This is a genomic window from Haloarcula regularis, from assembly GCF_029338315.1.
In the GTDB taxonomy this organism is placed as follows: domain Archaea; phylum Halobacteriota; class Halobacteria; order Halobacteriales; family Haloarculaceae; genus Haloarcula; species Haloarcula regularis.
This window is the reverse complement of sequence record NZ_CP119794.1, coordinates 3,401,494-3,415,982: the sequence shown is the minus strand read 5'-3', so window position 1 is coordinate 3,415,982 and position 14,489 is coordinate 3,401,494. Positions and strand designations below refer to the sequence as shown.

The window sequence follows — 14,489 nt, the reverse complement described above, 5'->3', positions numbered from 1 at the left end:
GGGACGGAACGGTGAAAACGGCGGCGGTCCCGGCGAGTTACGGCCAGATACCGGCCTCTTCGGCGGCCGAGACGACCCGCTGGATGGCGACGACGTACATCGCCGTCCGGAAGTTGGGCGCGCCGGTGTTCTCGTAGGTGTCGACCAGGTCCTCGAAGGCGTTGGTGATGATGGTCTCCAGTTCGTCGTTGACCCGCTGTTCGGACCAGTAGAATCGCTGGCGGTTCTGGACCCACTCGAAGTACGAGACGGTCACGCCGCCGGCGTTCGCGAGGATGTCGGGGAAGACGTGGACGTCGCGGTCGGTGAGGACGTCGTCTGCTCGCGGCGTAAGCGGCCCGTTGGCGGCCTCGACGATCATGTCGGCCTGGACCTCCGCGGCCAGGTCGCCGTCGATGGCGTTCTCCAGCGCCGCGGGCACCAGCAGGTCGACGTCCAGCGTCAGGAGGTCCTCGTTGGTCAGTTCCTCCGTCGCACCCTCGTAGCCGGCGAGTGTCCCCGTCTCACGTTTGTGGTCCTTGGCGGCGCGCGTGTCCAGGCCGTCGGCGTTGTACACCGCGCCGGAGGAGTCGGAGACGGCGACGACGTTCGCGCCGAGGTCGTCGATGAGTTTCGCCGCGACGGAGCCGGCGTTACCGTACCCCTGGACGGCGACGGTCGCGTCCTCGATGTTCCGGTCGAGGTAGTCGAAGGCCTCGCGGGTGACGAGCATCACCGAGCGCCCGGTGGCCTCGACGCGGCCCGCGCTCCCGCCGGACTCGGGCGCCTTCCCCGTGATGACGCCCGGTTCGGTCGTGTTCTCAAGCGTCTCGTAGGTGTCTTTGATCCAGTTCATCTCCCGCTGTCCGGTGTTGACGTCCGGCGCGGGGATGTCGAGGTCCTCGCCGATGATGGGGCGCAGTTCCTTCGCGAACGACCGTGTGATGCGCTCTATCTCGCCGTCGGAGTACTGGCGGGGGTCGATCCGGATGCCCTTTCCCGCCGCCGTAGGGGATGTTCACGGCGGCACACTTGTAGACCATCCACCCCGAGAGCGCCTTCACCTCGTCGCGCGAGACCTGCGGGTGGTAGCGGATGCCGCCCTTGTAGGGGCCGCGGTCGCCGTTGAATTGCGAGCGGTACGCGCGAAACACCTCGACGGAGCCGTCGTCCATCTCGACGGAGAGGTTCGTCTCGAGCACCCGCTCCGGGTGTTTCAACCGTTCGAGGACGTCGGTCGAGTATTCGAGATACGCCGCCGCGTCGTCGATCTGCTCCTGCAGACTCTCGAACGGGTTCACCTCGGTGGACATACCATAGCGATTGACACAGCGACGGGAAAAGGATACCGCCGGCCATGGTCGCCCTCGGGTGGTCGGCGGTCCTCAGGGGCGGTCTCGCGCGGCCTCGGCCCGCGCCACGACGCGCTCGGCTTGTCGGACCTGTGGCGCGTCGACCATCTCGCCGTCGACGACGAACACGCCGCCGTCGGCCGCATCGCGGGCGGCCAGAATCCGCTCGGCCCAGGCCAGTCGCTCCGCCGTCGGCGTGAACACCTCGTTGATGACCGTCGCCTGGGCCGGGTGGATGGCGAGTTTGCCGTCGTAGCCCAGGCCGACGGCCGTCTCGGTGTCTGCGCGCAGCCCCTCGTGGTCCTCGTAGGCAGTGTAGAGCGTGTCGATTGGGTCGACCCCCGCCGCTCTGGCCGCGAGGACCACGTGCTGGCGGGCGTGCGAGACCTCCGCCCCCCCGCTCGTCCGTGTGGCTCCGATATCGCCCGCGAGGTCCTCGGCTCCGAAGACGAGCGCGACGGTGGCGTCGGCGGCGGCAATTGCCTCCGCGTGGAGGACACCCGCGGCCGACTCGACGAGCGCCAGCACCGGCAGGGCCACCCCGTGGTCGGAAAGCAGCGCCGTGAGTCTGTCGACGTCCGCCGCGCCGCTGGTCTTCGGGAGGACGACGGCGTCCGGGTGCGGGCCGGAGAGCACCACGTCGAGGTCCGCGGCTGCGCCCTGCCCGACGGGGTTGACACGGACACACACCTCCGGGTCGGCCGGGAGCACGTCGGCCAGGGCGTCGCGGACCGCCTCGCGTGCGGCCGGTTTCGCGGCGGGCGCGACCGCGTCCTCGAGATCGAACACCACCACGTCGGCGTCGCTCCCGATGGCTTTCCGGAGCTTCGCGCCGTCGTCGCCGGGCGAGAAGAGGACGCTCCTGCGGACCATGCCCCCGCTTGGACCGGCGGGACCGTAAGTGTCGGCCTGCCCCCACCCCTAAGGCCGCCGCGCACGTGAGCCTGCCATGGCGGGCAAGCACTACGAGGAGTTCACCGAGGGCGAGACCATCGTCCACGAGGCGCGCCGCACGATAAGCGAGAGCGACAACCAGCGCTTCTGTGACCTGACGATGAACCAGCAACCGCTCCACCTGGACGCCGTGTTCGCCGCCGACACCCAGTTCGGCGAGCGCGTCGTGAACGGCCTCTACACGATGTCGCTTGCCGTCGGGCTCACTATCCCTGACACGACCGACGGGACCATCGTCGCCAACCTCGGCTACGACGACGTCGAACACCCCGCGCCGGTCTTCCACGGCGACACCGTCCGGGCGGAGACGACGGTGACGGGGACGCGACTCACGAGCGACGAGGAACGTGGCGTGGTCACGATGGAGGTCGAGGCGTACAACCAAGAGGACACGCTCGTCTGTTCGTTCGAGCGGACGGCACTGGTCGAGCGGGCACCCGGGTGATGGTCGTTGCGCGCACCCGGGCGGCCCTGGGCACACTCGACGCGAACGCCGTCGCCCGGGTGGGGCTGGGCGCGATGCTGGTTCTCGCCGGCGTCCACAAACTGCTCGACCCCGTGTCGTGGGCCGCCTACGTCGTCGCCTGGCTGGAACCACTGCTGATCGTCACGCCGGTCCAGTTCATGCTCGTCAACGGCGTGCTGGAACTCGGCTTCGGCGCGGCGCTGGTCGCAGACCGGTACACGACCGTGGCCGCGACCGTCGCTGCCGTCTCGCTGGCTGCGACGACGCTGTACCTTCTCGTGGTCGGGCTGACACAGGGCGGTGTCTTCCTCGACGTGATGGTCCGGGACGTGGGGCTGACGGCGCTCGCGCTTGCCGTCCTCGTGCAGTCGGTGGAGTGACCACTCCCTGACATGGGCCACCATGCAGAACCGCTAATCCCGTCGGCGTCCTACGGACGGGTATGACTGACTGGCGAGCGGTCGGAATCGGGTTCGTGGTGAGCATCGTCGCGGGACTCCTGGCGTTCCTCGTCCCGGTCATCGGCCACATCGGTGCGGGCCTCATCGGGGGCTTCGCCGCGGGCTACGTCGCCGGCGGCAACGTCTGGAGCGGACTGTGGCACGGGCTCCTGGCCGGCGCTATCGGTGGCGTCGTCGTGGCAGTGCTGTTCGGCGTCGTCGCCATCCTCGTCGGCGGCATCGGTGCGGGCCCCATCGGTGGGCTGGCTGGGCTGAGCGTCCTCGTGGTGGGTGTCCTCATCGCGTTCGTGCTCGCCCTGGACTCGGCCATCGGCGGCGCCGTCGGGTCGCTGCTGGCCTGAGTGGGGTCCGACGGCCGCTCACTCGACCTCGCCGGACTCCTTCGCGCGCGGGACCTCGATCGTGACGACGTTGTCCCCGGAGTCGCGCTGGCTGAACTCGAGCGTCCCACCCGACCGGTTCACGATCAGCTGGACCAGCCAGAGTCCCATCCCCCGGCCGTGGTGCACGGTCGTCTCCGTATCCGGGTTGCTGAGGACGTCGACCTCGTCGGCCGGCACGCCAGGGCCATCGTCGACGACGTGGATGCAGACGGTATCGCCCGTGGGCTCGACCGCGATCTCGACGGTCGGCGACGGCCTGTCGCTGTGCTCGACCGCGTTCGCGACGAGTTCTTCGAACGCGAGCGACAGTTCGGGGAGTGCTTCGATCGCGACCGAGTCCGGTCCGCTGTGGGTGATGGTCGCGTCGGGGTATCGGTGAGTGCACGTCGTGACGACCGACTGAACGAGTTCGGACGTATCGATCCGCATCGGGGCCTGCTCAGTGCCGAGCAGGGTCGTGACCCTGCGTTCCTTCTCCAGGTTCTTCACGAGCGCCTCCCCCGCTTGTTCGATGGCGTTCGCGTAGTCCGTCACCGGCGGTTGCCCCTCCTCCTGGATCGACTCGGCGAGACCGTTGACGACGGTCATCTTGTTCCTGATGTTGTGTCTGAGATACCGGTCCAGTATCTCGAGTTGGCGCTGGCGTTCGACGCTCTCGGTTACGTCCTGCTGAAAACCGATGTGGTTGACGACCGTCCCCTCGTCGTCGCGAACGGGAGCGATCTGGAGTTGGTTCCAGTAGGCGGACCCGTCGGCGCGGTAGTTCCGGATCGTCTCCGTAACCGGGTCGTCGGCGTCGATCTTTCGCCTGAGTCTGGCGACCGTATCTTCCCCCGTGTCCGGGCCCTGGAGGAATCGACAGTTTCGGCCGAGCGCCTCCTCACGAGTGTAGCCCGTTATCTCGACGAATCCCTCGTTGACGTAGATGAGTGGATTGTCCTCCTGTGACGGGTCGGTGAGCGTGATGCCGATGGGTGCGTTGTCGACCGCGTTCCGCATCCGCTGGAGTTGCTCTTCGCGCTCCCTCCGGTCGGTGACGTCCTGTATAGTTCCCCGGAGGCGGACGACGTCGCCGTCCACGAACTGTGGCTCGCCACGGGTGTTCACCCACCGCTGCTCGCCGTCGTCGCGGACGAGTCGGAGTTCGAGGTCGTACGGTTCGCCGGCTTCGATCGCCCGATAGAACGCATCCTTGATCACGGGCTGGTCCTCGGGATGGAAAACCTCGAGCGCCTTCTCGACCGGCAGGGCGACGTCGGTCGACAGCCCGTGGATGTTGTACACCTCGTCCGTCCAGTAGAGCTGGTCGTCCGGGACCTCGTACTCCCACGCCCCCACGCTGGCGATGGCCTGTGCCTTCCGAAACAGGTCGACCTGCCGTTCGAGTTCCCGGGCCTGCGCGTGGCGAACCGTCACGTCCTCGATCACCACGACCACGTGCTTGAGGTGGGCCGACTCGTCCCATATCGGTGCCATATTCACGGACACCCACATGTCGTCGTACCTGGGGCGCGAGATGACGTGTTCGTACTCGTAGACCGGCTTGCCGGATTCGAGAAGCCGTTCGAGCGGTCGCTCCTCGACGGGGATCTCCGATCCGTCCCCCCCGCTCCGCGCGCCAGTCCCCGTTGTTGTATTTCTGTCCGACGAGGTCACTTTGCGCTACGTCGAACAGTTCGCCAGCGCGATTGTTCGCCCGGACCACCGTTCCATCCGGGTCGAGGACGAGTTTCGCCAACGGGCTCGCCTCGAACACCGTCTCCGTGAACTGTTTCTCTTCGACCAGGTCCCGCGAGAACTCGCGCATCTGAAGCAGGTTGTCGATACGCGCTCCGAGTTCGGCTTTCGGCAGCGGGATGCGGAAGACGGCATCGATGGGGCCACCCAGCAGCCCCTCGAAGCTCCCGCGAGACGTCGACGCGCCCGCGTCCGACAGTAACACGACCGGTGCGAACGCCGGTGATTGCCGAGCATGCCACGCCTCGAACCGGTCGGACGAGCGCTCCAGCGCACGTTCGTCGATGATACAGAGGTCCGTCTCGTCGGGGACCGGCCCGGAGAACTCTCGGACCTCGGAGTCGACGAACAGTTTCGCGAGCAGCTCCCGGTCCCGGTCCCTGTCGACGTCGAGCCCGATCTGTGCCGACGGTCGGGTACGGTCCCTGGCCATATGTTCTATTCGTCACCGTCGCCGTCGCCGGTGGACTGGTCCGCGGGCTTGGCGATGCCGGTCAGGAGCCCGTGGTAGCCAGTGATCGGGTTACCGACGGTCAGGCCAGTCCCCGACTCGATCGAGACTAAGCGGAGTGCTCTCTCGAAGTCGCCGTATCGCTTCTTGAGGACGCCGATGGCCTTCTCGAGGGTTCCCCCGGATTCGAGATACCGCATGAAGACGATGTTGTCCGCCAGGTAGCTGATCTTGTGCTCCGTGGGCGAGAACTCCCCCGTCACGTACTGGACTTCCTCGACGAGCACGACGGTCACGCCCATGCGCTTGAGATATCGACAGAGCGCGTGTAGTTCCCGCGACAGGGCCTCCGCCGAGTCGTCACCTCGCAATCCCTGGCGATAGCCCACGATCCCGTCGAGCATGATGAACTCGACGTCCCGCTCTTCGACGGCCTCCCGAACGTGAGCGGCGAACTCGTCGGGGCTTCGGGTGAGCGCCTCGACCTCCTCGAGTTCGAGAATCCCGGCCTCAACGTGCTCTTCGATGTTCATCCCCAGTTCTGTCGCGCGATAAAGGTAATCGGAACGGAGCTCCTCGAAGAGGTACACGAGCGAGCGGTGTCCGCGGTCGGCGGCGGCCTGCAGGAACTGCGAGCCCGTTATCGTCTTGCCGACGCCAGACGGTCCCGAGATGACAGTCACCGACCCGCGCTCGATGCCGCCGTGGAGCAACTCGTCGAGCCGGGGGACGTCCGACGGGAGCTGAGTCCGCTCGTGTGCCCGCTCGTGGTCGCCGGGCTCGAGCTTGGGATAGACGTGCCCGCCGGTGCCGGTGTGGATGCGGTACGTGTGAACGCCGGACGCGAACTCCGAGCCCCGGTACTTCGTCACCTCGAGCGTCCGGTGGTCGGTCGTCCGCTGGAGTTCGAGGACGGTGTTCCCGAGAAACTGGAGGTCGTCCTGGGTGGCGCCGTCCGGCGACTGTGCGGTACAGACCGTGGTGACACCGCGGTCGGTGAGGGCGTTGAACAGCGAGCTGATCTTCCGCCTGAACTGGAAGTCACCGGGGAGGAGCGACCGGAGTTCCGAGAGCGGATCGACGACGAGCCGGTCGACGTCACTCGCCTCGAGTTCCGTGGCAATCTGTGCGAGCAGGTCCTCGCCCTCAACCTCCTCGGTCGGGAACACGGTGTAGGAGTCGTCGGTGAAGAACTGCTCGCCCGCCGGACTGAGATTGAGCACGTCGACGTTCGAGAGGTCGATGCCCAGCGCGTCGGCGTTCCGTCGAAGCTCCCGTTCCCGTTCTTCGAATCCGACGTACAGGCCGGGCCCACCCGCGGCGAGGAACTGGAGCGCGAGGATGGTCTTGCCGCTCCCCGGACCTCCGTAGACGATGGTCGTGTGCCCCTCTGGAACACCACCACCGAGAACGGAATCCAGACCGGGCGTACCGGAAGGGATCTTCGAAAGAACGTCGGTAGCCATTGCCTAACATATCCATCGAATCGGTATAAATGACAGGGTGGAATACTACGGCAGGTATCACTGCTAGGAAACTCCCGAATCGACACGCTCGGGCCGAGTGAGACGACAGCCTTCCGCGGATCTGACAGCACGGGAGACGTTCGAGTCCGCGCTCAGAGGATCGTCCCGTGTTTCTTCTCTGGCCGGTCCTTCTCGACGGTCTCGTACAGCTCGAACCGCGCCGCGAGTTCCGCCCGCAGGTCGCTCGGCGGGACGATCTCGTCGATGACCACCTCGCTGGCCATCCGGTGGGCGTCGATGTCCTCGCGGTACGCCTCGCGGAGTTCCCGTTCGCGCTCGGCCCGCTCCTCGGGGTCGTCGATGGCGTCGAGTTTGTTCGCGTAGACGGCGTTGATGGCTGCCTCGGGGCCCATGATGGCGATCTCCGCGGAGGGGAGCGCGATGGTCGACTCGGGGTCGTAGGCCGGTCCCGACATGGCGTAGATGCCCGCCCCGTAGGCCTTGCGGACGACGACACACTGCTTTGGCACCGTCGCCTCCGAGGTGGCGTATATCATCTTCTTGCCGGCCTCCAGGATGCCTTCCTTCTCGACGCCCGACCCGGCCATGAACCCCGGCGTGTCACAGAGATAGAGGAGCGGGACGTTGAACGCGTCGCACTTCCAGACGAACTCGGCGGCCTTGCGCGCCGAATCGGGGAAGATGGCCCCGGCGCGGTGGCTCGGCTGGTTCGCCACGACGCCGACCGCCCGGCCGTCGATGCGAGCGAACCCGGTGAGGATCTCTTTGCCGTACTCCGGCTGGAGTTCGAAGAAGGAGTCGGCGTCGACGACGCGCTCGATGACCCGGTGCATGTCGTAGCCCTTGTTGGGTTCGGCCGGTACGACGCCGTCGAGTTCGGACGGCGAGTGGGCAGGGTCGGTGCCCTCACGACGAGGCGGCCGCTCGTCACAGTTGTCCGGCAGGTACGTGATGAGGTCGGCGACCAGCTCGCGAGCGTGGTCCTCGTCCTCGGCGACCAGGTCGGCGCTGCCCGAGTACTTCGCGTGGACGTCCGGACCACCCAGTTCCTGCAGGTCGATATCCTCGCCCGTGACCATCTCGACCATCCGCGGGGAGGCGATGGCCAGCGCGCTCATCCCGCGGACCATCACCGTGAAGTCGGAGAACACCGGCGTGTAGGCAGCCCCGGCGATACAGGGGCCGTAGAGGACGCATATCTGTGGGACGACCCCGGAGATGCGCGAGTGGTTGTAGTAGAACTTCCCGATGCCCTCGCGATTGGCGAAGAAGCCACGCTGCTCGTCGATGCGGCCGCCCGAGGAGTCGACCAGATACAGCGCCGGCCGCCCGGTCTTCAGGGCGCGCTCCTGGAGGCGGATGAACTTCTCGACGCCGCGCGCGGCGACCGACCCGGCCTTGACGGTGAAGTCGTTGGCGCCGACGTGGACCTGCCGGCCGTCGAGCGTGCCCGCACCCGTGACGAGGCCGTCGGCCGGGAGGCGGGTGTCGGGGTCCGCGTCCTCGACGTCGGGGCTGTCGGGGTGCCAGCTGTCGAAGTTGGCGAAGCGGCCGTCCTCGAAGTCCAGTCCCGCCTCCCCGAACCAGAGCCTGAGGCGGTCGCGCACGAACAGCTTCCCCTGGTCGGCGAGCCGCTCCCGGTACTTTTCGGGGCCGCCGCGTTCGATGTCGGCGATCTCCTCGCGCAGGCGGGCCTCGCGCTCGGTCGGGCCGAGGTCCTCGTCGGCCGTCGCGCCCGCGTCGTCGTCCGACTGGAGGACCTCCCGGACCAGCGTCGGTTCCTCGGCATCGCCGACGTACACCTCGACGGTCTCGCCGACGTGCTCGGCGACCGCGGCGGCGATTGCCGAGGCCTCGTCCCGGCTGGCCTCTGCAGCGATGCGAACCTTCATACCACACCTCACGGCCGGAGGGGTTTCAGTAGTTACCCCTCCAAGCACGCGGTTATCAACCACGGTAATGTCGCCGTGCGATTGATACCGGGCGCTGGGCAACTACGTAGCAATGTACCGGGAGGCGGGGGGAGAGCGCAGCCCCGGACGGCGGTATCGCCAGTGGCGTCTGGGGGTGGTGTGCGTGGTGGGGGTGCTGGTGGCGCTCGTCGCCCTCCCCGCGTTCACCGGGGCCGTCGCGGCCGCCGACACCGAGGCCCCGAGTGGGGAACGGCCACGAAGGGCAACGCGACGACCATCGAGGTCACCGTCTACGACAACGGGACCTTGGACACCGGGAGCATCACGCGAGACGACTTCCTGCTGTCGAGCGGGACCGTCGAGAACGTCTCGGTCACGTCGATCAACGCTTCGGGCGCGAACCGCACGGGTGCGCGGGTGTCGCTGCGCCTGGCCGAGCGCCTGAACGTGAACAACGTCACCGTCGGTCTCCGGAGCGGCGCCACCATCGTCGACGAGGCCGGCAACCCGCTCACCGACGGGACGGTGACCGCGACCGGCATGGACACGGTGACGCCACGCTACCAGGCCTTCGAGACGACGCGGGTGAACACCTCGACCGTCGAGATGGCGATCACGGTCAGCGAGCGTCTGGGCAACCTCACGCTCTCCATCGGCGGCCCGCAAATAGACACGCTTTACCGCTCGAACTTCAGCGTCGACGCGGGCGGTTCGGTGACCTACACCACCCGATACACCTTCCCCGAGGAAGGCGAGTACTCCATGATACTGCTCTCGGTCGAGGACCAGCACGACAACGCCATCCGGTTCGGCCACCAGCGGACGTTCAGGTACGACGGGTCGGCCCCCACCGTCACCGTCGCGGGTCCGACCAACGCGACGGTCGGCGAGTCGGTCACCGTCACCGCGAACGCGACCGACGCCCAGGGCATCGCGTCCTACCGGTGGCGCGTCGACGGCGGCACGATCCTGCCGGGCGACGCCGTGACGGTGGCGTTTGCCAGTCCCGGGACCCACGAGCTCAGCGTCGCGGTGACCGACCCGTTCGGGAACAGGGCCGTCGAGACCCACCGGGTGGCGGTCGTCGGTGCCGGCATCGACGGCGGTGTGGACGTCAGGAAACCGAGCGCGCGGCGCGCCGTGGCGAATCTGACCGGCACCGGGACCACCCAGCGAGTCACGCCGACGAATGGGTCGCTGGTGACCGGCGCGAACGCCTCGGTAGAGCGCATCCGGGCGACGTTCCCGGCGAACGAGACGGTCACGCTGTCCGTCCGGGCTAGGGACCGGACGCCGCCGTCGTTCGCGACGGCCACCGGCGAGGTGGGCCTCGTCCGGTTCGACCTCGCACACGGCAGCGCCACCGCCAGCGGCGTCACGTTCACCTTCGCCGTCTCACGGGCGGCGCTGAACGCCACCGACACCGACCCGGCCAGCGTCACGCTCTATCGTGACGAGGGCGGGTGGGTCCCGCTGGAGACCGCCGTCGTGGACCGCACCGGTTCGCGGGTAGTCTACCAGGCATCCTCGCCCGGGCTCTCGACCTTCGTCGTCGGTACGGGGGCGTCCAAACCAGGGGACGACACCGAATCCGGCGCGACGGCGCAGGCACAGGAACAGTCGACGCCCGCACCCACCGAGCGCGGCGAGCCGAACGTCGTCGTCGCGAACGTCACCGTCACGCCCGAGGCGCCGAGCGCGGGCGACCAGGCGGTGGTGTCCGTGGACCTTGCGAACCGCGGCACAGCCACCGGAGACCGCCGCGTCGTCGTCGCCCTGAACGGGAGTGTCCTGACCAGTCGGACGGTGACGGTGCCGGCCGGCGAGACGCGGACGACCGAGTTCGCACGGACGGTGCCGGAGGGCGGGACTCTGACGGTGGCGAACCGGCGGGTCGCGAACGTCAGTGCGGGCGGCCCGTCGCTCCCGTCACTCTCGCTGCCCGACCTGGGGGTGCCCAATCCGCTCTCGCTGTGGCCCAGCGGCATCGTCGGCACGATACTCTCGGCAGCCGTCGGGCTGGTGGTCGTCGTCTACGGCGTCCTGAAGGCGCTCGCGATATACCTGGGTTACTGAAGCGACGCCTCGAGCCGGTCGATGAGCTCCGCGTTCCCGAGGTGGAGCGGCGTCCGCTCGTGGAGTTCGGCCGGCTCGGGGTCGAGCAGGGACTGCGTGCCGTCGCTGGAGCGGCCGCCCGCCGTCTCGACGATGTAGGCCATGGGCTGGCCCTCGAACTGGAGCCGGAGCTTGCCCTCGGGCCGGGACTGCAGCGCCGGGTACGCGAAGACGCCGCCGTAGGAGAGCACCTGGCTGATGTCGGCTATCATCGCGCCGCCGTAGCGGAGCTTGAGCTCCTTTCGAATCTCGTCGGCGTAGTCGGTGAAGGGGTCCGTCCAGGAGTCCTCGCCGCCGCCGAACCCGAACACCGTCGGGTCCTCGGGGAGGGTCACGTCGTCGTCGACCAGGCGCTGCTCGCCATCCTCGACGATGTACTCGCGGACGTGGCCGTCCCGGGCGACCACCATCGACGTCACCGGGCCGTAGATGACGAACCCGGCGGCCAGGAGGTTCCGACCGGCCGTCGGCGGGCGCTCGCTGTAGACGCCGAAGATGGTTCCCATGCCGCTGTTGGGGACCAGGTTCGAGGAGCCGTCCAGGGGGTCCATCGCGACGTGGAGGCGGCCGTCGGCCGTCGCGAGGGACTCGCGCTCCTCGCTGGCGTAGGTGGCGACGCCGTCGACGTCGAGCACGCGGCGCTCGAACAGCTCGTCGGCCCTGACGTCGGCGGCCAGCTGGGTGTCGCCGGTGGGGTTGGTGGTCCCGGCCGTCTCCCGGTGGCCGGCGATGGCCGAGCGAACGTCCGTCGTCGTCGACGAGATGGTGTCGAGAATCGTATCTATCGTCCGGTCGGTCGAACTGGTCGGGATGTCGAGTGACTTGCTCATTGGTTGGGAAGGAGTCGCGCGGCTTCGGACGCCGAGAGCCCGACTGACGGGGGTAGAGCCGGAGGTCGTCCGAAGGCTGTCATCGAACACTGATACTCGCGGCACCCATAAGTATCTTTTCTCTGACATTTACTACAAGCCGAGTGAACCTTTCGACGCAGCGGCGGACGCGGGCGAGCGAACGTCCCGCCGGACTCTGCGCCACGCAGGCCGAAAGAACGTCGGCAGACTTACACGAAGGGTCTGCGAAGGGTTCACATATGGAAATTCAAGAGATAGACACCGTCGGTGTCGTCGGTGCGGGGACGATGGGGAGCGGTATCGCACAGATCGCGTCGACGGCGGGCTACGACGTCGTCATGCGCGACGTGAACCAGCACCTGGTCTCAAAGGGGTTCGACGCCATCGAGGAGAGTCTCCACCGACTGGTCGCGCGCGAGGCCGTCTCCGAGGGCGAGTCGGCGGCCGCCCGCGAGCGTATCGAGGGCACGACGGACCTCGCGGACCTGGCGGGCGCCGACCTGATCGTCGAGGCGGTCACCGAGGACATGGAGGTCAAACAGACGGTCTTCGAGGAGCTGTCGGCGGTCTGTGGGCCGGAGACGGTCCTGGCGACGAACACCAGCACGCTCTCGGTGACGACCATCGCGAGCGTCACCGACCACCCCGAGCACGTGCTGGGGCTGCACTTCATGAACCCGGTCCCGATCATGAAGGGCGTCGAGGTGGTCGTGGGAGAGCGGACGAGCGCCGGAACGGTGCGCCTGGCCCACGACTTCGCGGCCGACCTGGACAAGGAGACGTGGGAGGCCGACGACAAACCGGGGTTTGTCGTCAACCGCATCCTCATGCCCTGGATAAACGAGGGGGTCCGCGCCTTGGACGAGGGGGTCGCCGAGAAGGCCGACATCGACCGGGGGATGACCCTGGGGACGAACGTGCCGATGGGACCGCTCGAACTGGCCGACCACATCGGCCTGGACGTCGTCCTCGACGCGAGCGAGACCCTCCACGAGGAACTGGGTGACCGGTACCAGCCGGCCTACCTCCTCAAGCGAAAGGTCGCCGCCGGCGACCTCGGGAAGAAGACCGGCGCCGGGTTCTACGAGTACGAGTAGAGCGGACGCGGTCGGTCGCCCGCGGCCCAAACCCCCGACAACGAGTGTCCCGTTGGCCAACAGTAAAGAGTCGCTAGTCGGTACGTGGTCGCATGGATTTCAGCCCCACCCAGGAGCAGCGCCAGATACGGGAGATGGTCGCGGAGTTCGTCGACGAGGAGGTCGTCCCAGGCCGCCGACATCGACGCGAGCGACCAGTTCCCCGCGGACCTCGTCTCGGAGATGGCCGACCTCGGCCTGATGGGGATGCCCATCCCCGAGTCGTACGGCGGCGCCGGCCTGGACTACCACAGTTACGCGATGGCCCTGGAGGAGATCTCCCGCGGGAGCGGCGGTCTCGGGACCATCGTCGCCGCCCACATCTCGCTGGCCTGCAACATGATCTACGAGTTCGGCGACGAGGCCCAAAAGGAGGCGTACCTCGTCCCGCTCGCCGAGGGCGAGGATATCGGCGCCTTCGCTCTCTCGGAGGCCGGCGCCGGCAGCGACGTGCCGGCGATGGAGACGACGGCCCGACGCGAGGGCGACGAGTACGTCGTCAACGGGGGAAAACTGTGGATCTCGAACGGGTCGGTCGCCGACACGGTCGTCCTCTTCGCGAAGACGGACCCAGACGCGGGCAACAAGGGCATCTCCTCGTTCGTCGTCCGCCCGGAGGCCGACGACGGCTTTGTCGTCGAGGGGACCGAACACAAACTCGGCGACAAGGGCTGTCCGACGGCGGAACTGCGCTTCGACGACCTGCGACTGCCCGAATCCCGCCGACTCGGTGAGGAGGGGCGGGGCTTCGTCCAGGCGCTGAAGACGCTCAACGGCGGGCGCATCACCATCGCCGCCCGCGGGGTCGGCATCGCGCAGGCCGCGCTGGACGAGGCCCTCGCGTACGCCCAGGAGCGCGAGCAGTTCGACCAGCCCATCGCGGAGTTCCAGGCCATCCAGCACAAGCTGGCCGACATGGACACGAAGACCGAGGCCGCCCGGTTGCTGATGCACCGGGCCGCGGACAAGAAGATGCGCGGCGAGCGCTTCGTCAAGGAGGCCGCCCAGGCCAAACTCTACGCCTCGGAGGTCTCCCGCGAAGTCGCCAACGAGGGCATCCAGATCCACGGCGGCTACGGCTACACCGAGGACTTCCCCGTCGAGCGGTTCTTCCGAGACGCCAAGCTCAACGAGCTATACGAGGGCACCAGCGAGGTGCTCCGGAACACCATCGCCGACCAACTGCTCGAGTAGGTCGGCGGCG

At 67.8% G+C, this 14,489-nt stretch carries 11 protein-coding genes and 2 pseudogenes; 7 read left to right on the top strand and 6 right to left on the bottom strand.

Features of this window, described 5'->3' with window-relative positions:
* Nucleotides 1–37 precede the first annotated feature (37 nt).
* Nucleotides 38–1,292: pseudogene (locus P1N55_RS18470) on the bottom strand (Glu/Leu/Phe/Val family dehydrogenase).
* A 72-nt stretch (nt 1,293–1,364) separates the two neighbouring features.
* Nucleotides 1,365–2,204, bottom strand: coding sequence for an HpcH/HpaI aldolase/citrate lyase family protein (locus tag P1N55_RS18465; RefSeq protein ID WP_276276922.1), 840 nt, complete (start codon nt 2,202–2,204; stop codon nt 1,365–1,367).
* A gap of 76 nt (nt 2,205–2,280) precedes the next feature.
* Between P1N55_RS18465 and P1N55_RS18460 the strand changes: the two genes are divergently transcribed.
* The 3 genes from P1N55_RS18460 to P1N55_RS18450 all read left to right on the top strand — a co-directional run bounded on the left by P1N55_RS18460 (nt 2,281) and on the right by P1N55_RS18450 (nt 3,553).
* Complete coding sequence (locus P1N55_RS18460) at nt 2,281–2,730, top strand: MaoC family dehydratase (protein ID WP_276276921.1); 450 nt, start codon at nt 2,281–2,283, stop codon at nt 2,728–2,730.
* Nucleotides 2,730–3,131, top strand: a complete 402-nt coding sequence (locus tag P1N55_RS18455) for a DoxX family membrane protein (RefSeq protein ID WP_276276920.1) — start codon at nt 2,730–2,732, stop codon at nt 3,129–3,131. The genes P1N55_RS18460 and P1N55_RS18455 overlap by 1 nt, the downstream gene beginning before the upstream one ends.
* A 62-nt stretch (nt 3,132–3,193) precedes the next feature.
* On the top strand, nt 3,194–3,553 hold the full coding sequence (locus P1N55_RS18450) for a DUF5518 domain-containing protein (RefSeq protein ID WP_276276919.1): 360 nt from the start codon (nt 3,194–3,196) through the stop codon (nt 3,551–3,553).
* Between the two features lie 18 nt (nt 3,554–3,571).
* Here the strand turns inward: P1N55_RS18450 and P1N55_RS18445 are convergent, their stop codons facing one another.
* The gene (locus P1N55_RS18445) at nt 3,572–5,251 is read right to left on the bottom strand and encodes a PAS domain-containing protein (protein ID WP_276276918.1); all 1,680 of its coding nucleotides are present in this window, start codon (nt 5,249–5,251) and stop codon (nt 3,572–3,574) included.
* A gap of 1 nt (nt 5,252) precedes the next feature.
* On the opposite strand from P1N55_RS18445, the gene P1N55_RS18440 reads away from it, so the two are divergent.
* Nucleotides 5,253–5,534: a hypothetical protein gene (locus P1N55_RS18440; RefSeq protein WP_276276917.1), complete on the top strand. Its 282-nt coding sequence runs from the start codon at nt 5,253–5,255 to the stop codon at nt 5,532–5,534.
* Between the two features lie 236 nt (nt 5,535–5,770).
* Here the strand turns inward: P1N55_RS18440 and P1N55_RS18435 are convergent, their stop codons facing one another.
* Together P1N55_RS18435 and P1N55_RS18430 are read right to left on the bottom strand one after the other, a co-directional pair.
* Nucleotides 5,771–7,249, bottom strand: a complete 1,479-nt coding sequence (locus P1N55_RS18435; RefSeq protein ID WP_276276916.1) for an ATPase domain-containing protein — start codon at nt 7,247–7,249, stop codon at nt 5,771–5,773.
* A 152-nt stretch (nt 7,250–7,401) separates the two neighbouring features.
* Nucleotides 7,402–9,162: an acyl-CoA carboxylase subunit beta gene (locus P1N55_RS18430; RefSeq protein WP_276276915.1), complete on the bottom strand. Its 1,761-nt coding sequence runs from the start codon at nt 9,160–9,162 to the stop codon at nt 7,402–7,404.
* Nucleotides 9,163–9,342: 180 nt separating this feature from the next.
* On the opposite strand from P1N55_RS18430, the gene P1N55_RS18425 reads away from it, so the two are divergent.
* On the top strand, nt 9,343–11,259 hold the full coding sequence (locus P1N55_RS18425) for a PKD domain-containing protein (protein WP_276276914.1): 1,917 nt from the start codon (nt 9,343–9,345) through the stop codon (nt 11,257–11,259).
* Here the strand turns inward: P1N55_RS18425 and P1N55_RS18420 are convergent.
* Complete coding sequence (locus tag P1N55_RS18420) at nt 11,253–12,128, bottom strand: class 1 fructose-bisphosphatase (RefSeq protein ID WP_276276913.1); 876 nt, start codon at nt 12,126–12,128, stop codon at nt 11,253–11,255. The genes P1N55_RS18425 and P1N55_RS18420 overlap by 7 nt on opposite strands.
* A gap of 260 nt (nt 12,129–12,388) precedes the next feature.
* Between P1N55_RS18420 and P1N55_RS18415 the strand changes: the two genes are divergently transcribed.
* On the top strand, nt 12,389–13,246 hold the full coding sequence (locus tag P1N55_RS18415) for a 3-hydroxyacyl-CoA dehydrogenase family protein (RefSeq protein WP_276276912.1): 858 nt from the start codon (nt 12,389–12,391) through the stop codon (nt 13,244–13,246).
* A gap of 92 nt (nt 13,247–13,338) precedes the next feature.
* Nucleotides 13,339–14,479: pseudogene (locus P1N55_RS18410) on the top strand (acyl-CoA dehydrogenase).
* Nucleotides 14,480–14,489: the final 10 nt, after the last annotated feature.

Bases quoted from the DNA above. Each gene is read 5' to 3' on its own strand.
- P1N55_RS18465 (WP_276276922.1), bottom strand. From the start codon at position 2,204: ATGGTCCGCAGGAGCGTCCTCTTCTCGCCCGGCGACGACGGCGCGAAG.
- P1N55_RS18460 (WP_276276921.1), top strand. From the start codon at position 2,281: ATGGCGGGCAAGCACTACGAGGAGTTCACCGAGGGCGAGACCATCGTC.
- P1N55_RS18455 (WP_276276920.1), top strand. From the start codon at position 2,730: ATGGTCGTTGCGCGCACCCGGGCGGCCCTGGGCACACTCGACGCGAAC.
- P1N55_RS18450 (WP_276276919.1), top strand. From the start codon at position 3,194: ATGACTGACTGGCGAGCGGTCGGAATCGGGTTCGTGGTGAGCATCGTC.
- P1N55_RS18435 (WP_276276916.1), bottom strand. From the start codon at position 7,249: ATGGCTACCGACGTTCTTTCGAAGATCCCTTCCGGTACGCCCGGTCTG.
- P1N55_RS18430 (WP_276276915.1), bottom strand. From the start codon at position 9,162: ATGAAGGTTCGCATCGCTGCAGAGGCCAGCCGGGACGAGGCCTCGGCA.
- P1N55_RS18420 (WP_276276913.1), bottom strand. From the start codon at position 12,128: ATGAGCAAGTCACTCGACATCCCGACCAGTTCGACCGACCGGACGATA.
- P1N55_RS18415 (WP_276276912.1), top strand. From the start codon at position 12,389: ATGGAAATTCAAGAGATAGACACCGTCGGTGTCGTCGGTGCGGGGACG.